Here is a 20,545-nt window from a genome sequence, read left to right on the forward strand (position 1 = left end):
TCCCTTCGTGTCCGCCAAGACGCGTTAGGATGGCGAGCGAAATACTCAAAATGGGGGAGGTGCGGTATCGTAAGATCTTGGGATCCCACGGCTGGAACAGTGCTCCGCATGTCTCCCATGTCTGACCGGGCAATTTTTATTCTTGGTAGCCCGCAAAAAATTCGCTGAGCTTAAATATAATAGAATTCATATATTTATCTCTTGCGTGGCGGTTCAGGGAGGTTGTTTCCGTTACGTTATGTGAAGTCGAGCTAATAATGCTTCACTGGCCGGTAAGACATGCCCTGCAGAATTTGCGCCGATCATCAGTGCGTGAATGCGAGGGGACTTCGTGCGCAATACAAAGATTTCGACCCGTCTGTACGGGCTTGTCGGGCTTACACTGGCGATTTTCGTCGGCGTGATGGCGTTCTTCCTGAACTATTCCTACTCGGAGCTTGAGGCTGAGCGGAAAGCCGGTCTGGCGCAGATGGATGCGACGGCCATCAATATCATGAAGAAATACCACAAGATGGAGCAGGACGGCACGCTGACGCGCGAACAGGCGCAGACGGCGGTCAAGGACGTCATCGCTTCCATGCGCTATGGCGACAGCGGCTATTTCTGGATCAACGACATGCATCCCAACATGGTGATGCATCCGATCAAGCCGGAGCTCAATGGCACCGACCTGTCGCAGAACAAGGATCCGAACGGCAAGTTCCTGTTCGTCGAGTTCGTCAATACGGTCAAGGCGCATGGGCAGGGCTTCGTCGATTACTACTGGCCCAAGCCGGGCGCCGAGCAGCCTGTTCTGAAATACTCGCATGTCGCCGGCTTCGAGCCCTGGGGCTGGGTTGTCGGCACCGGCGTCTATGGCGACGACCTTGCCGCGCTTTACCGCCAGAACGCACTCTGGGCCGCGCTGCTCTGTGGTGCGGGCGCTATCGTCACCCTGCTCATTGCCTATGCGATCGTTCGCAGTGTTACCGGTCCGGTTGCGCGGATCGGTGCTGCGATGCATGCCATTGCTGCCGACGACTCCACTGCCGCAGTGGTTGACAGCGAACGCCGTGACGAGATCGGCCACATGGCCAAGGCGCTGCTTGTCCTGCGGGACTCGATGATCGAGCGTAGCGAGATGCGATCACGCGAGGATTCCCGTCAGCGCGAGCTGGATGGTGAGCGCCGCAGCAGCGAGCAGCGGATGCGTAGCTCCGCCGAACGCCAGAACCACGCGATGATGGCGCTCGGCCAGGGGCTGGAGCGGCTCGCGGCCGGCGATCTGACGGTTACGGTCGGCGATCTCGGCGAGGAATATGCCAAGCTGCGTTCGGACTTCAATGCGGCTGCCGGTGCGCTCAGCAGCGTCATCCAGGCGATTTCGGAATCGAGCCATATCGTCAACGACAGCGCCGCCAATATCAGCGAAGCGACCAACAATCTTTCGAAGCGTACCGAGCAGCAAGCGGCCGCTCTGGAAGAAACGGCGGCTGCGCTCGATGAGATCACCGCGACCGTTCGCACAGCCTCCGAGCGGGCGACGGAAGCGCGCGAGATGGTGTCCGAGACAAAGACCAGCGCCGGCAAGTCGGGCGAGATCGTCCGCAATGCCGTTGCGGCGATGAGCCGGATCGAGGATTCGTCCAGCCGTATCGGCCAGATCATCGGCGTCATCGACGAGATCGCCTTCCAGACCAATCTTCTGGCGCTCAATGCCGGTGTCGAGGCGGCGCGTGCGGGCGAGGCCGGCCGCGGCTTTGCCGTCGTTGCGCAGGAGGTCCGCGAGCTGGCGCAGCGCTCGGCCAACGCCGCCAAGGAGATCAAGACGCTGATCAGCAATTCGGCTGCCGAAGTCGGCAACGGCGTGTCGCTGGTTCGCTCGACCGGCGATGCGCTGGTGGAAATCGAGGCGCTGGTCAACAAGGTCAATGACCACGTGAATTCGATCGCCACTGCGGCGCGCGAGCAGGCAACCGGGCTGCAGGAGATCAACACTTCGGTCAATCACATGGATCAGATGACGCAGCAGAATGCGGCGATGGTCGAGGAGACGACCGCAGCCAGCCAAACGCTGGCCGCCGAGAGCAACCAGCTGCGCACCCTGCTCTCCAACTTCCGCCTCGGACAGAGCCAGGCGGCGGCGCCGCGCGCCTATAACCGGGCGGCCTGAGAGCATCCGGAAAAGGCGGGAAACCGCCTTTTCCACCAGGGGTAAGCTTTCCTTCACCAGTTTTATTTAAATTTGATTGGAATTCTTCAGGTTGCAAGCAGGGCTGCGGGGCGATGGAGGGTATTGTGTCTGTCTCTCTTCTGCGGCGTATTGTGCTGACCACGCTGGTTTCCACGGCGCTTACGACCTGTTCCATCAGTGACGGCCTCGTGCCGCCTGCCAATGTCGATCGCGGCACCAAAGTCAGCTCCATTTCTCCGCCAAGACAGTCCGCTATGCGCATGGCGCCGATGGAAACGGCGCAATCCTATCCCGCTTCGGCGCCCGTCTCACGCGCCGGCGGATCGGTCGATTACCTCGATACGCCGAACCTTGCGGGCGCGGGACGTTCCGCCAGCGATGCCGCTCCGGCGCCCGGCCGCAAGCTGCCGATGATCGACAGTGACGAGGCGCTTGCCCAGCAACAGGTGCCGCGCTCTCAGAATGAGCCCGGCAACTGGGGTGGCACGCGCCAGCTTTCGGTTCCCGAGGGCGGCGTCAACATGGATTCCGAACTCGGCGCCGAACCGGTCGTCGGCCTTGCCCAGGAGCAACAGCAGCAGATCGCCGAAGGCGAAACGGCTGAGCCCGTTGTCGATGGCATCGGCACCGATGCGCCTGTTCAGACCAACCAGCGCCACATGCCGCGCCCGGCCGCACAGGCCGAGATGAACCAGGCCGCCGTCTGGAATGATGGCAGCGCAGTCGTTGCTCCGCAGCGCGTTCCCGAAGAGAGCGAGAGCCAGGAAGTGGCGATGCTGCGGCCGAACGATCCGATGATGAGCACGCCGGCCATGCCTGCTGATCCGAGCGTCATGCCGGCCTCGGAGCTTTCCTGTCGCCGCGAACTGAAGCGCATGGGCGTGGTCTTCACCGACAAGCCGGCGATCTCCAATGGTCCCGCCTGCCAGGTGCCTTACCCAATCTCCTTGCAGGGGCTTTCCGGCAATATCGGCGTCCGGCCTGCTGTGACGCTGAACTGCCAGGTGACGCTCGCCTTCGCCAAATGGGTGAAGAACGAGCTCGCGCCGTCGGCACGCTTTCGCTACTGGTCGGGCATCAAGACGATCGAGCCGCTCGGCGGTTATTCCTGCCGGCGCATGAACAACAGCCGCCAGAAATACAATCCGATGTCGGAGCATGCGCATGGCAATGCGATCGATGTCGGCAAGTTCGTGCTGAAGAACGGTCACGAGATCGATATCCGCAAGAAGGGGCTGTTCTCCTTCCGTGAAGGGCGGCTGCTGAAAGCCGTGCGCAGCGACAGCTGCAAGTATTTCAACACGGTGCTTGGCCCCGGCAGCAACCCCGAACACTGGAATCACTTCCACTTCGATCTGAGAGACCGCAAGAGCGGCCGGGTCTATTGCAGCTAGCGTGCCTTCTTGGCGCATGCCGGGGAATCTGATCTGACGGGCACTCTTGGAAGAGGAGAGCAGAGATGGCAGACCGCAGGCGCCCGAATTTCGTCATGCTTTTTCTTGTGGTGGTGATTGCCGCAGCCGCCGTTTTCGGCGGGCGGTGGTATGTCTATGTTGCCTATGCGAGCGACCCCCTCGACGAGGTCGGCATCAGTCTCAATACGATGATGCCGGGACCCATCCGCGAGATCGGCTGCGGCATGCTGAAGAGCCGTTTCGAAGGCAAGACGTTGCCGCCCTTCGGCTGCGGCCTCAACGGACAGTGGTGAGCGCTCAAAAAGAAAGCCGGCGAAACGCCGGCTCAGACTGACCGGTCTTCAGGGGAAATCGACCGGATTTTAAAAGTGTTCGTGCTTACGGCGGCATTTCTCTACAAATAGAGGCAGCGGAAATATGGGCGTAACGAGCGCCCGTTGACGGTTCCGCAAAGGGATGGGCGGCAGGGCGGAAACCGTTGCTTGCCTCTGTGGCGGTTATCCTCCGCGAAGATCACCGGTTGATGACAAGGGCGGTGGAAAGACGATTTTCCGCTGGCCGCTTTTCTTCGCGCCACTATGGCTTGCCCGCTGAATAGTGTGTTCACGGGGTACGGGATGTCAAAGTGTCACAAAGGGGCTATATAGCGGCCCAATAAGAGGAAACATCCAAAAGCCGCATGACACCCATCATTTCGATCCGCAATCTCACCAAGCATTACGCCAATGGATTTGAAGCGCTGAAGGGCATCGATCTCGATGTCGAGAAGGGCGAAATCCTGGCGCTGCTCGGCCCCAATGGCGCAGGCAAGACGACGATGATCTCGATCGTCTGCGGCATCGTCAATCCGAGCGGCGGCGAGGTGCTCGTCGGCGGCCACGACGTGGTCAAGGATTTTCGCGCGACGCGGACGATGATCGGCCTTGTGCCGCAGGAGCTGACGACCGACCAGTTCGAGACCGTCTGGAATACGGTGAGCTTCTCGCGCGGGCTGCACGGCAAGAAGCCGAACCCGGCGCATATCGAGAAGGTGCTGCGCGACCTGTCTCTCTGGGACAAGAAGGACAACACGCTGCGGCAGCTTTCCGGCGGCATGAAGCGGCGTGTGCTGATCGCCAAGGCGCTGAGCCACGAACCCGAGATCCTCTTCCTCGACGAGCCGACGGCCGGTGTCGATGTGACGCTGCGCAAGGACATGTGGCGCGTCGTTGAGCAGCTGCGCGAGTCCGGCGTGACGATCATTCTGACGACCCACTATATCGAAGAGGCCGAAGAGATCGCCGATCGTGTCGGCGTCATCAACGGTGGCAAGCTGCTGCTCGTCGAAGACAAGGCAGCGCTGATGGCCAAGCTCGGCCGCAAGCAGCTGATCCTCGAACTCACCGAGCCGCTTGAAAAACTTCCGGAGCATTTTGCCGGAAACGGCCTGTCGCTGGAACAGGGCGGCACGCGACTGGTCTACAATTTCGATGCGCATAACGAGCAGGAAAGCATCGCGGCGCTTCTGACCCGGCTTTCGGCAGACAACATCCATTTCAAGGATCTCTCGACGCGGCAAAGCTCGCTCGAGGATATCTTCGTGGCACTCGTGGGAGGCGCCAAATGAATATCGAAGCCGTCAAATCCATCTATTTCTTCGAGATGGCCCGTACGCGCCGCACGCTGCTTCAGAGTGTCGTGTCGCCTGTCATCTCGACCTCGCTCTATTTCATTGTCTTCGGCGCCGCCGTCGGTTCGCGCATCCAGACGGTGGACGGTGTCTCCTACGGCGCTTTCATCACCCCCGGCCTGATCATGCTTACGCTACTCGGCCAGTGCATCAGCAATGGTTCCTTCGGCATCTACTTCCCGAAATTCACCGGGACGATCTACGAAGTGCTGTCGGCGCCTGTTGCGATGACGGAAATCCTGCTCGGTTATGTCGGCGCGGCGGCCACCAAGGGATTGCTGATCGGGTTGATCATCCTGCTGACGGCCAATGCCTTCGTGGAAGTGAGGATCGAGCATCCCTTCATGATGATGCTATTCTTCCTGCTGACGGCGATCACCTTCAGCCTGTTCGGCTTCATGATCGGTATCTGGGCCGGCAATTTCGAGCAGCTGAACCTGATCCCGATGTTGGTGGTGCCGCCGCTGACCTTCCTCGGCGGCAGCTTCTATTCGATCAACATGCTGCCGCCCTTCTGGCAGGCTGTCAGCCATTTCAATCCGGTACTCTATCTTGTCAGCGGTTTCCGCTGGAGCTTCTACGGGATCGCCGACGTCAATCCGCTGATCAGCCTCGGGATGATCACGCTGTTCCTGGCGATCTGCCTTGGCACACTCGGCTGGATGTTCAGGACCGGTTACCGGCTGAGAAACTGACGCCGGATCAAGCCTGTCGCTTTGCCAGGCGCATCGCCGCGGCCTCGATCATCAGGGTGACACCGGCCTCGAAGAAGATGCCGGGGCCGCTGTCGCGGTAGTGCAGAACGGCGCGGCTCGTCAGCGGATAATCGGCGGCTGCCGCGTCAAGCTGCTTCGTGTTGGGCTGCGGTTCCGCCTGCTCTTCGATCACGCAGCCGAGCGTATAGCGCCCGAGGGCGACGAGAAGCTCCATCGCGGTCTCCGGCGTCATCCCGGCATCCACGAGCAGGCCGATCTGAGTCTCGACCTTTGCAAGATCCTGCGGGTCGGCCTCCGTTCCTGCATGCACGCGCCCGCCATCACGATAGGCAAGCAGCGCGTTGCGAAAGGTGCGGCAGTTGGCGAGCAGATAGGCGCTCCACACGTCTCCGGGTTTTGGTGCCGCATGCGTATGGCCGCGTCTCAGAATCTCGGCATTCATCGCGTCGATCAGCGCGCGCTTTCCCTTGAAATGCCAGTAAAGTGCTGGCTGGCGGATGCCGAGGCGCTCGGCCAGCGCGCGGGTGGAAAGCGCGTCCAATCCCGCTTCGTTCAAAAGCAGAAGCGCCTCGTCGACGATACGCTGGCGGTCGATCTTCATCTCGTGGCAATCCTGGTTGCGTTTTCACCTTATCAGCGATAAGTAGCTTATCACTGATAAATTTTGGTGAACGATATGAAGAAAGCGCTCAGCGTCGTCTATGCCACCGTGGTTCTGGATGCGGCGGGGATCGGCCTGACCTTGCCGATTTTTCCGCGTCTTCTGCGCGATATCGGCCATACGGACGATCTCGGATGGCGTTTCGGCGCCTTTCTGGCGCTTTATGCGCTGATGCAATTTCTGTTTTCGCCCGTGTTGGGGTCGCTGTCCGACCGGTTCGGACGCAAGCCCGTTCTGCTCGTCTCGCTTGCGGGCGCTGCGATCGACTACGTGTTTATGGCCTTGGCTCCGGCACTCTGGATGCTGTTTCTCGGCCGTGCGATTGCCGGCCTTAGCGGCGCGAGCAATGCCGTCGCGGCGGCCTGCGTCACGGATGTAACCGAAGAACATGAGCGCGCGCGCCGCTTCGCACAGCTGAGTGCCTGCTTCGGCGTCGGTTTCATTGCCGGGCCTGCTATCGGCGGGATCCTTGGCGAATATTCCGTTCGGCTGCCGTTCATTGCCGCCGCGGTGCTGAACGGTCTGAACTTTGCCGTGGCGATTTTCCTGCTGCCGGAAACCCGCAAGCGCGGCGAGGGAGAGGAGGGGCAACCGCTGTCGCCCTTCACGCATTTCAAATGGTTGTTCAGCTTCAAGCCGCTGCTGGCGCTGATGGCGGCTTATTTCCTGCTGGCTTTCATCGGCGAAGTCGGCGGCACCGTGTGGGTTCTCTATGGCCAGGACAAGTTTTCCTGGTCGGCGATGATGGTCGGCATTTCGCTGGCCGCCTTCGGGTTTTTCCATGCGGTGGTACAGGCTTTCGTGGCCGGACCGGTCAGCGAACGCTGGGGAGAGCGGCGTGCAGTGCTGATTGGCGTCATTGCCGACAGTATCGCCTATGTGACGATCGCCTTCCTGAGCGAGGGGTGGATGGTTTTTTTCCTGATGCCGTTGTTTTGCCTAGGCGGCATCGGCGCGCCGGCGCTGCAATCGCTCGTCACGACGAATGTCGATGCGGAGGCGCAGGGCAGGGTCCAGGGCCTTTTGGCAAGCATGGTCAGCCTCGCCTCGATCGCCGGGCCGCTGGCGATCAGCACCATCTATTTCGCCTCACGGGACATCTTTCCGGGACTTGTCTGGGTGCTTGGTGCTGCCGTTTATCTGGGGCTTCTGCCGCTGATTTTCAGTCGCCGCCCTGCTGTCTCGTCATGAGCCATTTTGCAATGCATGGCTGTGCAATGTCTGATGTCGGCAGGGAATATTTCACCTATGGTGGCGTAAATCGCGATAGAGGTGTGGAAATCGCCCCGTGTCACGCCTTCGTCACGCGACAAGCTTATCGATAGTGTGCTTAATAAGCCCTGCGAAGCGAGGGGATCGCTAGCGTTTCCGTTCCTGGCCCGCCACCTGGTGGGCTTCGATATTCTACCGCCATTAGAATACGGACGCCGATTATGATCAGACTTCACATTCTATTCGCCGTCGCGTTCATGGTTGCGATGTGTTCGCTGGCATTTGCGGTCAGCTACAACCATTCGAAGACAAGCGATAGCCACACCAACGGAAGCTCAGGCTTCCTCTGGCTCTCGGCTTCCAGTTGAGCTGAGGGCTGAGCGCAAGGATGCCTCGATTAGCGGTTGCTCACTGCATAAACGCAGCTATCGCCTTCCTGATGAACGCTTTCTCCGAAGACCGGATCACAATCCGTACCCAGATATGCGGCGCCGTGTGCGCTCGCATAGGCTAATATATCCTGGGACGTCGCAGACTTGCGGCGCAGTTGCTCGCTTCCGTTCCATATATCGAAATAGGCAGGCGACCACATGACGGCCGCGCCAAACTTGGTCGCGAATATCTGCTGCCGGCGAGACGTATACTCGAAACCGAGCGCCGCGATTTCGGGCAGCCGTTTCGGCCAGATCAGGAACTTTGTATCCGGAGGAAGCTGGTGATCGGCCCAACTGCCCAGCGCCTGCCATTCATGGCTCACTTCGAGGTTTTTACGCTGGTAGAGGTATGTTGGATAAGACAAGAAGATCACGGTCATCGCGGCAATCGTGCAAAGGGCTACGATCGCAAGGGTATGCTTTCCTTGCCGATCCTCGTCCTTTCCACGACGGTTTGCCGCTCGATAGAAAGCAAGCAGCACGCAAGCGAAGGCGGCGCTGAACCAGACGGCGACGAGCGCGATGGAAAGGGTCAGTCCGCGAAAAGCAACTGCTCGGTCTGGCGCCGCCATCCATGCGGCAGCGAGCAGTGCGACAGCGAATGTCGAAAGCATCATGATCATCACCGCGCTGCGAATAAGGTGCAGGTTCAGGACCAACGCTGAATCGGTGACGAGCGGCGCTGCTGCGCCGATGACAAGCAGCGCACTCGCGCCTCCCGCCAGATGTCGCAAGGCGTTCGCCTGACGGCCGAGCTGCGCGGCGGCGAGAAAGCATGACAGGGCGGCAGCGGCCAAGGCAACCACTTCCAGCCAGCTGTTGCCGTCGAGGAAGAAGTGAGCGGGATAGAACCCTCTCAGAAACTGCCTGTAGGAGAAGGCTGGAGCTTCAAGGATCTGGTGGTTCGACAGGACGTTGAGCAGCGGCGGCACCAGGAGCACGCCGCCGATCAGTGATCCGAGCAGGCCGCGGACCATCAACGCACGCCAAGAGATGGCGCCGATGCGGAGTTGATAGGCCGCCAGAAAGCAAAGCGGCAGGATCATCCACACCGCCATGAAGGCGTTGAGAAAGAATGTCAGGGCCGTGGCAATGGCGGCCTGCGCATATCTTCCGCGCACGGCATAGGAAAAGCCGAGGATCAACGGCGCGTTCGCTAGCTCGGAATGGGTGAAATAGTTGAGCATCACGCCGGCGCCGCCCACTGTCGTGCCTTGCAGGCAGGCAGCCATAGCGAGCAGCAACACGTAGATATTGAGCACCCGTCTTTCGTGGAATCCGAAGCTTCGCGCCAGATGCAGCGCGGCGGCCAGCAGCGAAGAATGCGTGACGGCGAGCCAAAACGCCAGGAACAGTTTGGGATTGACGATCTCTCCGGCGCCGATGAAGACGATCCAGAAACCGGACGAAAAGTGCTGCAGTGACTGGATGAAGGGATCGCTGGCAAACTGCGGCAGCGCAAACGAATTCATCAGTATCGGCAAATGATAGACGTTGTTGTTATCGATCGGCAGATAGCCGGTGCGTAGAAAGCTGAGCACAGTTGCCAGCAAAACCACTGAATAAGGGTGCCACCTCAGGATGCGGGCGAGGGGATTGCGAGATCGGGTCAGCACTTGGCTATCCACAGGCATGTCTCAACGGGCGGCAAGGATGACGGCAATGATGGAAAATCCTACCAGCCAGCTCTTGCGATCACGCAGCGCGAAAGTGATCGGGTCGTCGTGCAACATGCGGCGATGGGCAAGCATAAGCGTCCTGCTGGTCCAGTAGAGGAAGAGCGGGCACAGACCCCAGAGGATATGCGGATGGCTGTATAGGCTGGCCACTTCAGGAGATGACACATAAAGAGCGAGAACGGTGATCGAGTTCATTCCGGCTGCGGCGGCAAGTGCGGCAATCACCGGAAGATCGGTAAGACGGTAGTCGCGATTGTCCGGATCTGCGAGGCCGTTGTCGAAGCGCGCGGCGAGTTCGATATGCCGCTTCGTCAACGCCAGCGCGGCGAAAATCATAAGCGAGAACGTGAACAGCCATTCCGATACGACAACGTCGATCGCCGCTGCACCTGCAAAGATCCGGATCGTGTAGAGGATTGCCAATGTTACCACATCGACGATCATTTTCTTCTTGAGTGACAGCGAGTAGATCAGCGTTCCGGCGAAATAGACTGCCAGAAGGAGCGGAAATAGCGGCGGCAGCAACGACGCGACGGCGAATGCTGCGATTGTCAGTGCAGGTATGAGCACCAGCCCTGATGCCAGGGATGCCCTGCCGGCAGCAAACGGCCGCAGATGCTTGCTTGGGTGAGCTCGGTCGGCCTGCAGATCGAGCAGGTCGTTCAGCAGATAGACGCCCGAGGCACACAGCGAGAAAGCAATGAATGCGAGCGCCGCGGCCAATAAGGCCGCAGGTGTAAATTCGTGCGACGTCAGGGCCGGAACGAAGATCAGGGCGTTTTTGGCATATTGATGCGGCCGCATTGCCGCCCAGAGCGCCCGGTATCCATCATGGCGGGGTGCCAGTTTCACATGCGAGGGATGGGCGGCATCAAGCCGGTTCGATTGACGGGCCGATAAGCCGATGCTGAGTGCCTTGCGGGCATGCGGCCAGATATGAAAATCATCGCCGCTATTGCCGATGTAATCAAAGCCATTGCGGCCAAACGCGGCGATCAGCGCATCGGCTTTCCGCTGGCCTTTCAGATTGATCGCTTCATCCGACGCGAAGATCCCATCGAGAAGAAACGGCATTTGTGCGGCCACGGCTTCTGCATGCTGCCGGTTAGCCGCCGTTGCGAGATAGACCTTGCGCCCCTGATCCTTGGCGGCGACGATCGATGCCAGCACCTGTTCGCTGAATGGAAGCCTGGCGTAGTCGATCTGCGATAGCCCGGCGAAATGCGCTTTTAATCCGGCTCTGGAGCCTATCGCAGAGTTCGATGGGAGAAGGGCACGCCATCCATTTCTGGCGATCGAGTCGAATATGCTTTCCAGGAAGAGATCCGAACGCACCAGCGTACCATCGAGATCCACGACGAGCGCGATATTGGTGTCTTCGGCCGGGCGATCAATCCCGGTCTCATCGCCCGTAAAGGGTGCGCCGTATTCGGCGTCTGCCTTGAATTCGTGACTCATCATGCGCCGACCACCAAAGGAACCGGGCTATAATCGGCGAAAAAGATTAATCAAATCGTGGGTGCCGCTACGAAAGCCGTGCCTTACCCGCTCTCAATCCCGCAGGCGCAGTTCGTCTGTCTGCATCTGCATCGAGCCCAGCGTTTCCAGGAAGCTCATGCCGAGCAGGCTCTGGTCGAGCTTGCCGTCTTCGGCGACGCTGGCGGCGACACCGGTGCGGACGATGGGGCCGATGGCGACACGGTCGAGCGTGACGGGTGCTGCGCGGGTGCGGCCGTTGGCGGTCATGACGGTCATCGAGTAGTCGAGGTTTTCGGGGATGATGCCGATGCGTTCGGCGTCGGCATGCGAGAGCGCGACCATGCTGGCGCCTGTGTCGACCAGCATCTGAATTGTCTGGCCGTTGACCGAGACGTCGGCCTCGAAATGGCCGTTCAGCAGCTTGTGCAGGATGATCTCGCTGCCGCCTTCGCTGGTGGTGACGACGACGGCACGGCCGGGCACAAGGCCGGCCAGCAGCCGGTTGCCGACGCCCTGGAGATCCTGGCGGTAGAGATAGACGGTGGCGAGCGCCAGGATGATGACAAGCCAGATCATCAGGTTGCGCATCGTTTCGCCGATATTGCGGCGGCTCGCCCAGATGCCGGCCGAGAGCATCAGCGCGATCGGCAGAAGATAGACCATGCGCCCGAAATCGTCGGCCTCCATGCCCATGATGCGATCGTTGCCGTTGTTGAAGACGAGGATGGCGAGGCCGATGCCGAGGATCAGCAGAAAGATCGTCAGACGGCTCATGCAGGCTGCTCCGCAGTGATGCTTTGCCGGCTACTCTCCGCGTGCGCCGCGCCTTCGAAGAGCCTGGCGGGCAGAATCGCCATCAGGCTGGCGCGTTCGGCATCGGAATAGCGCATCCAGGCGCCGATTTCCTCGATCGTGCGGCCGCAACCCGTGCAAAAACCGGTTGCAGGATCGATGGCGCATACATGGATGCAGGGTGTTTGCATGAAGGATATATCGTTGTTTCACAAGGCCATGGCAAGGGCGCAGAGCGCGGCGATCTCGGAAATCTGTTCGGCGGCGCCGAGCGTGTCTCCGGTATGGCCGCCGAGTTTTCGGCGGATATAGAGGGTCACTGCGAGGACCGAGATTCCGGAGGCCAGCAGGCTGCAGACAAGCGGCAGCAGACCGAGTGCCGGCCAGATGATGAGGGCGGCGAGCAGGCATCCCGAGACCAGCGCCATATGCATCGCACCTTCGCCGGGCTTGCCGGCCGAGGCGGCAACACCGTCCGTCTTCGCCGGCGGCAGGCGATGCCAGTGCCAGACGAGCGCGGCGCGGCCGAGGCAGGCGGCGGCCGGGATGGCGAGCGCGGCCTCGAAGGCCGATGCTTCCCGGGCAATGGCGGCGAGTGCTGCGGCGCGAAGCGCAATCGAGAGGATCAGCGCAATGGCGCCGTAGCTGCCGATGCGGCTATCCTTCATGATGACGAGCGCATGGTCGCGGTCACGTCCGCCGCCGATGCCGTCGGCGGCATCGGCCAGGCCATCCTCGTGCAGTGCGCCGGTAATGACGGTGAGCGCTGCGATCGCCACCAGCGCCGACATCAGCCGGTCGGCACGCAGGCCCAGCATCATCAGGAAAATTGCAGCAGGGATGATGCCGATCAGCAAGCCGGCCAGCGGGAAGGCGCGGGCAGTCCGGCCGAGCTTGCCGTCGTCGCCTGCAAAGACGAAAGCGGGCATGGGAATACGGCTCAGGAACGCGACGGCGCGGGCGGTATCGATCGCATAGGCCTTGATGATCATGTCCCCACTTCATGCATAGAAGCTGCGGCGCTTTTGGAGTTGTTCGCCTCTGCCGCTGGCTTTAAGAGAGTCGCGACGAAAGAAGCCGATTTGCTGCGAAAAGACAAGTTGGCCCCGGATCGCCGGGAAAGAGCAAGAAGACAAGGAATCCCCATCCATGAGCGTTTCAGGCCTGCCGTTCGACGATTTCCGTGCGCTGCTGCGCGAGTTGCCGGGACCGGATGCCCGGGCGCTGGTTGCGGCGCGCGAACGCGACGCGCAGCTGACCAAGCCGCCGGGCGCTCTCGGCCGCCTGGAAGAAATCGCCTTCTGGCTGGCGGCGTGGACGGGCAGGGCGCCTGCCGTCAACCGGCCGCTGGTGGCGATCTTTGCCGGTAACCACGGCGTTGCCCGTCAGGGGATCACGCCGTTCCCGCCATCCGTCACGCAGCAGATGGTCGAGAACTTTGCCGCTGGCGGTGCTGCGATCAACCAGATCTGCGTCGCTTACGATCTCGGCCTCAAGGTGTTCGACCTGGCGCTCGATTACCCTACCGGTGACATCACCCAGGAAGCCGCACTTTCCGAGCGCGACTGCGCCGCCACCATGGCCTTCGGCATGGAAGCGATTGCCGGCGGTACGGACCTCCTCTGCATTGGCGAGATGGGTATCGGCAACACAACGATTGCGGCGGCGATCAACTACGCCCTTTACGGCGGTTCGGCACGCGACTGGGTCGGTCCCGGTACGGGTTCGGAAGGCGAGATGCTGGAGCGCAAGGTGGCGGCCGTCGAGCGCGCCGTCGAGCTGCACCGCGATCATCTCGACGATCCGCTGGAGATCATGCGCCGTCTCGGCGGCCGCGAAATCGCGGCGATGGCCGGCGCGATCCTGGCGGCGCGCGTCGAGAAGATCCCCGTCCTGATCGACGGCTATGTGGCGACGGCTGCCGGTGCTATCCTGCAGGCGGCCAATCCCTCGGCGCTCGATCACTGCCTGATCGGCCATGTCTCTGGCGAGCCCGGCCATCTGCGCGCCATCGAAATGCTCGGCAAGACGCCGCTTCTGGCGCTTGGCATGCGGCTCGGCGAGGGCACGGGTGCTGCTCTGGCGGCCGGTATCGTCAAGGCGGCTGCCGCCTGCCATTCCGGCATGGCGACCTTCGCGCAGGCAGGTGTCACCAACAAGCATTGATTGGGCGCCTCGCGTTCAGCTTTGTGACAGGTTGATGACGGACGCTTGCGGCGCGGACCGGGAAACGGTATTCGCATTTTCACTGATGGACGGCGCAGGACGCCGTCCCCGACCGCAAGACGAGGACGCCTTGGAAAAACCTGCCGTTCGAAAGCTGACCGGTGTCAGCCACTTCTTTGCCGCTGCGAGCTATTCCTGGGCGGGATTTCAGCGTCTGATCAAGGAATCTGCTTTCCGGCAGGAACTGCTGTTCGGCGCCGTTTCGCTGATCCTGCTGATCGCTGTCGGCGCCACGCTTTCCGAGCTGGTGATCGCGGTGATCCTGCTGCTGGCACTGTTTGCAGTCGAGGCACTCAACACGGCGATCGAAGAGGTCATCGACCGCATTTCGCCTGAAATCTCGATGGTCGGCAAGCATGCCAAGGACCTCGGCTCCTTCGCTGTGCTCTGCATGCTCGGCGCCTGCGGGCTCTACCTGCTGTTCACCGTCGGCAAGCATCTGATCGCCATCGTCTTCGGATGATATTCAGACCGACCCTTAAATATTAAGGTTGTGTAAATAATAATTGTACGTTTAGGTTGTTTTTGTTTTGCGCGACAGGTGCACACGGGGGCGACGATTGGCACATCTTCAGGCGAATGCGGTTCACGAGGTTGAAGGCGGCGAGAAGGCCAGAGACCTTGGCTATATGGGACTGGCCGCGCTTGGCCTGACCTTTCTTTTCTTATGGCTGTCGCAACAGGGCGGCGTCTCGTCGGCGATCGGCATCGGCGGGCTTATCGTTGCTGCCTCCGCCGCCGTCGGCGGTGTCATGGGATTTCTGTTTTCCGTGCCGCGTATCATGACGAAAGAGGCACCTGCCGTTCCAACTGCGGATGTGAAGGCCGGCGCGGAAGGCTTGAAGTTGCCGCGGCGCGAGAGGCTGCTGGCGTCGAATACCAACCTGGAGCGAATTTCGGAATGGCTGACAACGATGCTGGTCGGCGTCGGGCTGACGCAGGTGGCGAGTCTGCCCTCGCATCTGAATTCATTTGCCGATTTTATCGACAAGCAGGCCGGTGGCCTCTTTGCCGGAGCTAATGCACCGCTACTCAATGCGGTCACTGTCTCGTCGCCTTTCCTGCTTGTCTTCGGGCTTATCGCCGGCTTCATATTCTTCTACCTCTACACGAGGATCTATCTGTCGCCGCTGTTCCAACAGGTGGAAATCCTGCTGGATAAGGATCCGGGTGAGCAGAAGCTCGGCGAGCAGACGACAAAGCAGATCGTCGATAGCGTGCCTGTCGAGGATCGAGACGCCTTTCTGTCATATCTGACGAGCAGTGACCGTCTGTCGGTCAATCAGGGGATCGAGATCATTTTCGACCTGCTTTACCAGCCCGGCGGCTATGAACAGGCGATCGCGATCGGCACCAAGCTTGCGAGCACACCGGCCTCGAAGATCGCCCAGTTCTGGTTCCTGATGGCTGCTGCCTACGGGCAGAGGCATCGCGCATTGCGCGTCGGCGAGGCTGCTCCCGAAGAGTTGGCGAAGACGAAGAAGGCGGTGCTCAGTGCGGCAAAGCAGGCGATCCTGCTCGACCCGTCCTACAAGGAGAATCTGAGAAATCTGACGCGGCTGGATAGTATCGACAACGACCTGGGAGACTTCCGCGATGATCCCGCGTTCCTGGCGTTGCTCGCGGGCTGACCTTAGGCGAAGCTCTTGCGCTTACGGGACACGGCATGAGCTTCCTCGACAGCAGGAAGGCTCTGCAGGACGCGCTTGCCGGGCAGGATGGCGATGACTTCGGTGCCTTCGCGGAGTTTCGATTTCAGCACGAACTGGCCGTCGTGCTTGGCGAGGATCGCCTGGACGATCGGTAGGCCGAGGCCGGTGCCCTGTTCTGCGCTCTTGATGGCGATCGAGCCCTGACCGAAGGCAGAAAGCACGATCGGGATTTCCTCTTCGGGAATACCGGGGCCGTTGTCCTTGATCGAGATGTATTGGCCGCCGCCGGCGGTCCAGCCGACCTTGACGTGGATCTCGCCGCCCTGGGGAGTGAACTTGACGGCGTTCGACAGCAGATTGAGAACCACCTGGCGCATTGATTTCTCGTCGGCCCAGACAGAGGGAAGCTCTGGCTCGAACTGCTGGCTGATGGTGATGTTCTTGCCGCTGGCGCGCAGCTGCACCATGCCGATGCAATCCTCGGAAATATCGAGCAGCGAGATTGCCTCTTCGCTGAGCTCGTATTTTCCGGCCTCGATGCGGGAGAGGTCGAGGATCTCGTTGATCAGGTTCAGCAGATGCTGGCCGGAGCGGTGGATGTCGCCGGTATATTCCTTGTAGGTAGGGTTGTTGAGCGGGCCCATCACCTCCGACGACATGACTTCGGAAAAGCCGAGGATGGCGTTCAGCGGCGTGCGCAGCTCATGCGACATCGAGGCGAGGAAGCGGGACTTGGCAAGGTTTGCCTCTTCGGCGCGGCGGCGCGCTTCGTCCGACATCGACTTGGCAACTTCGAGCTCGGCGATCAGGTCGTCTTTTTCCGACTGGAAGGAGAGGATGCGCAGATTCTGCTTGAACAGACGGTCGCTGATATAGCTGAAGAAGATAACGGTGGTGGTGAAGAGTGCCGTGAGGCTGAGTTCGAGGACGTCGCGGGAAATCCCGGCCTTGGCGGCGAGCGCTATGATCGCAGGCGTAAAGGTGACGAGCACCGATGGCGCCAGCATGAAATTCGACATTGCCGTCACCGACAAGGCGATCAGCAGCGTCGCACCCTTGTAGAGAATGAAGCTGGAGGGTTCGCAGGCAGGGCAGCTCTGGAAGGCGAAAAAGGCCCAGGCAAGTCCGATCGGCAACTGGCCGGCGAGCAGCGCGCGGCGCCATTTGCGGGCGGATTCTGCCGTCATTTCCTGTTTGCGGGCGCGGCGGACGAGATAGACGTTGGCAGCATAGGCGACCAGCGTTGCGACCGCCCAGAAGAAGATCTGCGTGTCGCCGGTGAAATAGATGCCGAGAGCGGCGATGATGATGACGAAGAGCGGCATCAGGGCGGCACCCTGCGTGAAGGCCGTCATATACATGCGCAGGACGTCGCGGTCGAAAGCTGCGGTCGAGGAGTGGCCGGACTGCAAGCGCTCGCGTGTCTGCCGAACAGCCTTGGAAACGGGCTTGTTGCGGTGACTGCGGGACTTGTCGACGATAATCTTATCGGTCGATGTGCTGACGCCGTTACTCATTTGCACTTGAATACTTGATCCGCGGGTGTTTCCACCGTAACCGGCAAATCTTAAGAAGGTGTTTGCCATTTCTCTCAAGGATTTGTTTTTGAAGGAGGCGGAAGCGTGACGCGCGGCTTCAGGACGATACGCGACGGCGTGACTGCCTTTGCCATGCTGGCGCTGATCTGGCTGATCGCGGCCAAGCTCAACGATCAGCCGGAAACGGTGCATAGCGGCGCGTTTCATGCGGCGGATGGCGATAGCCTTGCGATCGGCGGCGAACGCATGCGGCTGAAAGGCATCGATGCGCCTGAGCTCGTGCAGAGCTGCGAGCGGAACGGCAGGCCGTGGTCATGTGGCCGGGAGGCCCGGGATGCGCTGCAGCGGCTGGTCGCCGGTGCTGGCACGCAATGCGGCGGGACCGAGCGCGACCAATATCAACGGCTGCTGGTGATCTGCCGGAGCGGCACTCTCGACATCAATGGCGAGATGGTTCGAACCGGCATGGCCGTCTCCTATGGCGATTATCGGTGGCAGGAGGACGAGGCACGCGCCAGGCGCTCGGGTCTCTGGGCAGGGACATTCGAGAGGCCGCGGGATTTTCGCGATGACGAGAGACCGCATTCCGGCGGCATCGTCAGGATGATCGGGCAGGCGGTCGGATGGGAATGACGATCGAGACGTTGCAGGGCGAGATTGCTGCCTGCCGCATCTGCCGGGATGCGCCGCTTGATCCGTCGAAACCTTTGCCGCATGAGCCGCGTCCTGTTGTCATCCTGTCGCAAACCGCGCGCGTGCTGATCGCGGGACAGGCGCCGGGCCTTCGCGTCCATGAAAGCGGCATTCCGTTCAACGATGCCTCCGGTGATCGTCTTCGCGACTGGCTGCAGGTCGGCCGCGAGGCCTTCTACGATGCAAGCCGTTTTGCGATCGTGCCGATGGGCTTCTGTTTTCCGGGATATGACGAGAAAGGAAGCGATCTACCGCCGCGCCGGGAATGCGCGCCTCAATGGCGAAAGCAAGCGATGGATTTGATGCCGCAGATCGAGCTGATCCTGACTGTCGGCCAGTATGCGCAGAACTGGCATATGGGCACGGCGCGGCAGGCCAACATGACTGATACGGTCAAGGCGTGGCGCGAGACGCTGTTTTCGAACCGGTCACCCGCGGTCTTGCCGCTGCCGCATCCGAGCTGGCGCAACAGTGGCTGGCTGAAGCGCAATCCATGGTTCGAGGAAGAGTTGCTTCCAGTTCTTCGCAGTAGAATTAAACTGCTTATAAACTGAAACAAAATTCTTTTCCTGCGCCGGAATCGCGATATACAGAGAATATAATTCGAAAGGGCTTTCGCATATGGACCGTCTCGACCGTAAGATACTGCGCCTGCTGCAAGAAGATTCGACCCTGGCGGTCGCTGATCTCGCGAAGAAGGTCGGCCTTTCGACAACGCCTTGCTGGCGCCGTATCCAGAAGATGGAAGAAGATGGCGTCATCAAGCGCCGCGTTGCCATCCTCGACCCCGAGAAGGTCAACACCAAGGTCACGGTTTTCGTCTCGATCCGCACGGCGACGCATTCAATCGAATGGCTGAAGCGTTTCTCCGAGGTCGTTGTGGAATTCCCCGAAGTGGTCGAGTTCTACCGGATGAGCGGCGATGTCGATTATCTGCTGCGTGTCGTGGTGCCTGACATTGCCGCCTACGACGCCTTCTACAAGCGGATGATCGCCAAGATCGAGATCCGCGACGTGTCATCGGCCTTCGCGATGGAACAGATCAAGTATTCGACGCAGCTGCCGCTCGACTACATGTTGCTCGACAGCGCCAAGTCCAACGAGGACTGAGCTATTTCAGACAGGCGATATTGCATCGCTCGCCAGCTCGCTCATTGCATCCTTGCTGATACATCTCGCCGTCTTGCCGGAATTATCCGCAGGGCGGCGAGCCAGTTTTAGCGCCTGCGCATGGCAGGTCCTGCGCAGCGTGATCAACTCCGCTGCGCCGGAAGAGGCCCCGATCATTTTTCCAGGCGGGCGAGCAGCGAGGACGTGTCCCAGCGATTGCCGCCCATGGCCTGAACGTCGCCGTAGAACTGGTCGACGAGCGCGGTGACGGGCAGCTTGGCGCCGTTGCGGCGGGCTTCGGTCAGCACGATGTCGAGATCCTTGCGCATCCAGTCGATGGCGAAGCCGAAATCGTATTTGCCCTGGTTCATCGTCTTGTGGCGGTTTTCCATCTGCCAGGAGCCTGCAGCACCCTTGGAGATGACATCGACGACCTTCTCGATGTCGAGGCCGGCGCGCTTGCCGAAATGGATACCTTCGGCAAGGCCCTGAACAACGCCGGCGATGCAGATCTGGTTGATCATCTTCGTCAGCTGGCCGGAACCGGCTGGTCCCATTAGGCCGACCATGCGCGCATAGGCGTCGATAACGGGCTTGGCCTTTTCGAAAACGGCTTCGTCGCCGCCGCACATGACGGTGAGCACGCCGTTTTCGGCACCGGCCTGGCCGCCAGAAACCGGGGCGTCGATGAAGTCGCAACCTTTGGCCTTGGCGGCTTCATCGAGTTCGCGGGCGACTTCGGCGCTGGCCGTCGTGTTGTCGATCAGGATCGCGCCCTTCTTCATGCCTTCGAAAACGCCGCCGTTGGCCGTGGTCACCGAGCGAAGATCGTCGTCGTTGCCGACGCAGGTGAAGACGAAATCGGCACCGGCGACAGCTTCGGCCGGGGTTGGTGCCGAGGCGCCACCGAACTTGGCGACCCAATCGGCGGCCTTGGCGGCAGTGCGGTTATAGACCGTGACGTCGTGGCCGCCTTTCGTTTTCAGATGACCCGCCATCGGGAAACCCATGACGCCGAGACCGATGAAAGCGACTTTTGCCATATGCCAGATCCTTTTCGTGATGTGGGGGCATGCTTAGCGGAAACCGCCGTTGC

The 20,545-nt window shown here is 60.7% G+C and carries 20 protein-coding genes; 12 read left to right on the forward strand and 8 right to left on the reverse strand.

Annotated features, from left to right (window positions below; genetic code table 11):
* Positions 1 to 331: 331 nt before the first annotated feature.
* The 5 genes from AC1DJO_RS02625 to AC1DJO_RS02645 all read left to right on the forward strand — a co-directional run bounded on the left by AC1DJO_RS02625 (position 332) and on the right by AC1DJO_RS02645 (position 5,952).
* The gene (locus tag AC1DJO_RS02625; RefSeq protein WP_477968876.1) at positions 332 to 2,152 is read left to right on the forward strand and encodes a methyl-accepting chemotaxis protein; all 1,821 of its coding nucleotides are present in this window, start codon (positions 332 to 334) and stop codon (positions 2,150 to 2,152) included.
* A gap of 125 nt (positions 2,153 to 2,277) precedes the next feature.
* Positions 2,278 to 3,567, forward strand: a complete 1,290-nt coding sequence (locus tag AC1DJO_RS02630; protein WP_477968878.1) for an extensin-like domain-containing protein — start codon at positions 2,278 to 2,280, stop codon at positions 3,565 to 3,567.
* 65 nt (positions 3,568 to 3,632) lie between these two features.
* A complete protein-coding gene (locus AC1DJO_RS02635; protein ID WP_477968880.1) occupies positions 3,633 to 3,881 on the forward strand; it encodes a hypothetical protein in 249 nt (82 codons plus the stop codon).
* A gap of 386 nt (positions 3,882 to 4,267) precedes the next feature.
* Positions 4,268 to 5,194: an ABC transporter ATP-binding protein gene (locus AC1DJO_RS02640; RefSeq protein ID WP_112539333.1), complete on the forward strand. Its 927-nt coding sequence runs from the start codon at positions 4,268 to 4,270 to the stop codon at positions 5,192 to 5,194.
* Positions 5,191 to 5,952 carry an ABC transporter permease gene (locus tag AC1DJO_RS02645; RefSeq protein ID WP_477968882.1) on the forward strand — a complete coding sequence of 254 codons (762 nt, stop codon included), beginning with the start codon at positions 5,191 to 5,193 and terminating at the stop codon, positions 5,950 to 5,952. Before AC1DJO_RS02640 ends, AC1DJO_RS02645 begins: the two co-directional genes overlap by 4 nt.
* 7 nt (positions 5,953 to 5,959) lie before the next feature.
* Here AC1DJO_RS02645 and AC1DJO_RS02650 read toward each other — a convergent pair whose 3' ends face one another.
* Positions 5,960 to 6,574 (reverse strand): TetR/AcrR family transcriptional regulator C-terminal domain-containing protein, encoded by a 615-nt coding sequence (locus AC1DJO_RS02650; RefSeq protein WP_477968884.1) that lies wholly within the window; start codon positions 6,572 to 6,574, stop codon positions 5,960 to 5,962.
* 75 nt (positions 6,575 to 6,649) lie between these two features.
* On the opposite strand from AC1DJO_RS02650, the gene tet reads away from it, so the two are divergent.
* On the forward strand, positions 6,650 to 7,825 hold the full coding sequence (gene tet, locus AC1DJO_RS02655; protein ID WP_477968886.1) for a Tet(A)/Tet(B)/Tet(C) family tetracycline efflux MFS transporter: 1,176 nt from the start codon (positions 6,650 to 6,652) through the stop codon (positions 7,823 to 7,825).
* 418 nt (positions 7,826 to 8,243) lie between these two features.
* Here the strand turns inward: tet and AC1DJO_RS02660 are convergent, their stop codons facing one another.
* The 5 genes from AC1DJO_RS02660 to AC1DJO_RS02680 form a co-directional block, all read right to left on the reverse strand.
* Entirely contained in the window at positions 8,244 to 9,896 is a 1,653-nt protein-coding gene (locus AC1DJO_RS02660; RefSeq protein WP_477968888.1) for a hypothetical protein, read from the reverse strand.
* 21 nt (positions 9,897 to 9,917) lie between these two features.
* The gene (locus tag AC1DJO_RS02665) at positions 9,918 to 11,420 is read right to left on the reverse strand and encodes a UbiA family prenyltransferase (protein ID WP_477968890.1); all 1,503 of its coding nucleotides are present in this window, start codon (positions 11,418 to 11,420) and stop codon (positions 9,918 to 9,920) included.
* Positions 11,421 to 11,510: 90 nt separating this feature from the next.
* Positions 11,511 to 12,212, reverse strand: a complete 702-nt coding sequence (locus tag AC1DJO_RS02670) for a TIGR02281 family clan AA aspartic protease (RefSeq protein WP_477968892.1) — start codon at positions 12,210 to 12,212, stop codon at positions 11,511 to 11,513.
* On the reverse strand, positions 12,209 to 12,421 hold the full coding sequence (locus AC1DJO_RS02675; protein WP_477968894.1) for a DUF1289 domain-containing protein: 213 nt from the start codon (positions 12,419 to 12,421) through the stop codon (positions 12,209 to 12,211). Before AC1DJO_RS02675 ends, AC1DJO_RS02670 begins: the two co-directional genes overlap by 4 nt.
* Before the next feature lie 18 nt (positions 12,422 to 12,439).
* A complete protein-coding gene (locus AC1DJO_RS02680; protein WP_477968896.1) occupies positions 12,440 to 13,222 on the reverse strand; it encodes an adenosylcobinamide-GDP ribazoletransferase in 783 nt (260 codons plus the stop codon).
* Positions 13,223 to 13,379: 157 nt separating this feature from the next.
* Here AC1DJO_RS02680 and cobT point away from each other — a divergent pair, with 157 nt between their 5' ends.
* The 3 genes from cobT (at position 13,380) to AC1DJO_RS02695 (ending at position 16,087) form a co-directional block, all read left to right on the forward strand.
* A complete protein-coding gene (gene cobT / locus AC1DJO_RS02685) occupies positions 13,380 to 14,396 on the forward strand; it encodes a nicotinate-nucleotide--dimethylbenzimidazole phosphoribosyltransferase (protein WP_112387164.1) in 1,017 nt (338 codons plus the stop codon).
* A gap of 85 nt (positions 14,397 to 14,481) precedes the next feature.
* Positions 14,482 to 14,919, forward strand: a complete 438-nt coding sequence (locus tag AC1DJO_RS02690; protein ID WP_477943145.1) for a diacylglycerol kinase — start codon at positions 14,482 to 14,484, stop codon at positions 14,917 to 14,919.
* A 97-nt stretch (positions 14,920 to 15,016) separates the two neighbouring features.
* Positions 15,017 to 16,087 carry a hypothetical protein gene (locus AC1DJO_RS02695; protein WP_477968898.1) on the forward strand — a complete coding sequence of 357 codons (1,071 nt, stop codon included), beginning with the start codon at positions 15,017 to 15,019 and terminating at the stop codon, positions 16,085 to 16,087.
* A 2-nt stretch (positions 16,088 to 16,089) separates the two neighbouring features.
* Here the strand turns inward: AC1DJO_RS02695 and AC1DJO_RS02700 are convergent, their stop codons facing one another.
* Complete coding sequence (locus AC1DJO_RS02700) at positions 16,090 to 17,625, reverse strand: sensor histidine kinase (protein ID WP_112516042.1); 1,536 nt, start codon at positions 17,623 to 17,625, stop codon at positions 16,090 to 16,092.
* A gap of 105 nt (positions 17,626 to 17,730) precedes the next feature.
* Between AC1DJO_RS02700 and AC1DJO_RS02705 the strand changes: the two genes are divergently transcribed.
* The 3 genes from AC1DJO_RS02705 to AC1DJO_RS02715 all read left to right on the forward strand — a co-directional run bounded on the left by AC1DJO_RS02705 (position 17,731) and on the right by AC1DJO_RS02715 (position 19,449).
* Positions 17,731 to 18,279 carry a thermonuclease family protein gene (locus AC1DJO_RS02705; RefSeq protein ID WP_477968900.1) on the forward strand — a complete coding sequence of 183 codons (549 nt, stop codon included), beginning with the start codon at positions 17,731 to 17,733 and terminating at the stop codon, positions 18,277 to 18,279.
* Entirely contained in the window at positions 18,276 to 18,893 is a 618-nt protein-coding gene (locus AC1DJO_RS02710; RefSeq protein ID WP_477968902.1) for a uracil-DNA glycosylase family protein, read from the forward strand. Before AC1DJO_RS02705 ends, AC1DJO_RS02710 begins: the two co-directional genes overlap by 4 nt.
* 67 nt (positions 18,894 to 18,960) lie before the next feature.
* On the forward strand, positions 18,961 to 19,449 hold the full coding sequence (locus AC1DJO_RS02715) for an Lrp/AsnC family transcriptional regulator (RefSeq protein ID WP_112387170.1): 489 nt from the start codon (positions 18,961 to 18,963) through the stop codon (positions 19,447 to 19,449).
* Between the two features lie 173 nt (positions 19,450 to 19,622).
* Here the strand turns inward: AC1DJO_RS02715 and AC1DJO_RS02720 are convergent, their stop codons facing one another.
* A complete protein-coding gene (locus tag AC1DJO_RS02720; protein ID WP_477968904.1) occupies positions 19,623 to 20,492 on the reverse strand; it encodes an NAD(P)-dependent oxidoreductase in 870 nt (289 codons plus the stop codon).
* Positions 20,493 to 20,545 lie beyond the last annotated feature (53 nt).

This window comes from Rhizobium sp. 05N430 (assembly GCF_056396985.1).

Excerpts from the sequence above, each read along its gene's own strand:
- AC1DJO_RS02635 (WP_477968880.1), top strand. The coding sequence starts at position 3,633 with ATGGCAGACCGCAGGCGCCCGAATTTCGTCATGCTTTTTCTTGTGGTG.
- AC1DJO_RS02640 (WP_112539333.1), top strand. The coding sequence starts at position 4,268 with ATGACACCCATCATTTCGATCCGCAATCTCACCAAGCATTACGCCAAT.
- AC1DJO_RS02645 (WP_477968882.1), top strand. The coding sequence starts at position 5,191 with ATGAATATCGAAGCCGTCAAATCCATCTATTTCTTCGAGATGGCCCGT.
- AC1DJO_RS02650 (WP_477968884.1), bottom strand. The coding sequence starts at position 6,574 with ATGAAGATCGACCGCCAGCGTATCGTCGACGAGGCGCTTCTGCTTTTG.
- tet (WP_477968886.1), top strand. The coding sequence starts at position 6,650 with ATGAAGAAAGCGCTCAGCGTCGTCTATGCCACCGTGGTTCTGGATGCG.
- AC1DJO_RS02665 (WP_477968890.1), bottom strand. The coding sequence starts at position 11,420 with ATGATGAGTCACGAATTCAAGGCAGACGCCGAATACGGCGCACCCTTT.
- AC1DJO_RS02670 (WP_477968892.1), bottom strand. The coding sequence starts at position 12,212 with ATGAGCCGTCTGACGATCTTTCTGCTGATCCTCGGCATCGGCCTCGCC.
- AC1DJO_RS02675 (WP_477968894.1), bottom strand. The coding sequence starts at position 12,421 with ATGCAAACACCCTGCATCCATGTATGCGCCATCGATCCTGCAACCGGT.
- AC1DJO_RS02680 (WP_477968896.1), bottom strand. The coding sequence starts at position 13,222 with ATGATCATCAAGGCCTATGCGATCGATACCGCCCGCGCCGTCGCGTTC.
- cobT (WP_112387164.1), top strand. The coding sequence starts at position 13,380 with ATGAGCGTTTCAGGCCTGCCGTTCGACGATTTCCGTGCGCTGCTGCGC.
- AC1DJO_RS02690 (WP_477943145.1), top strand. The coding sequence starts at position 14,482 with ATGGACGGCGCAGGACGCCGTCCCCGACCGCAAGACGAGGACGCCTTG.
- AC1DJO_RS02700 (WP_112516042.1), bottom strand. The coding sequence starts at position 17,625 with ATGAGTAACGGCGTCAGCACATCGACCGATAAGATTATCGTCGACAAG.
- AC1DJO_RS02710 (WP_477968902.1), top strand. The coding sequence starts at position 18,276 with ATGACGATCGAGACGTTGCAGGGCGAGATTGCTGCCTGCCGCATCTGC.
- AC1DJO_RS02715 (WP_112387170.1), top strand. The coding sequence starts at position 18,961 with ATGGACCGTCTCGACCGTAAGATACTGCGCCTGCTGCAAGAAGATTCG.
- AC1DJO_RS02720 (WP_477968904.1), bottom strand. The coding sequence starts at position 20,492 with ATGGCAAAAGTCGCTTTCATCGGTCTCGGCGTCATGGGTTTCCCGATG.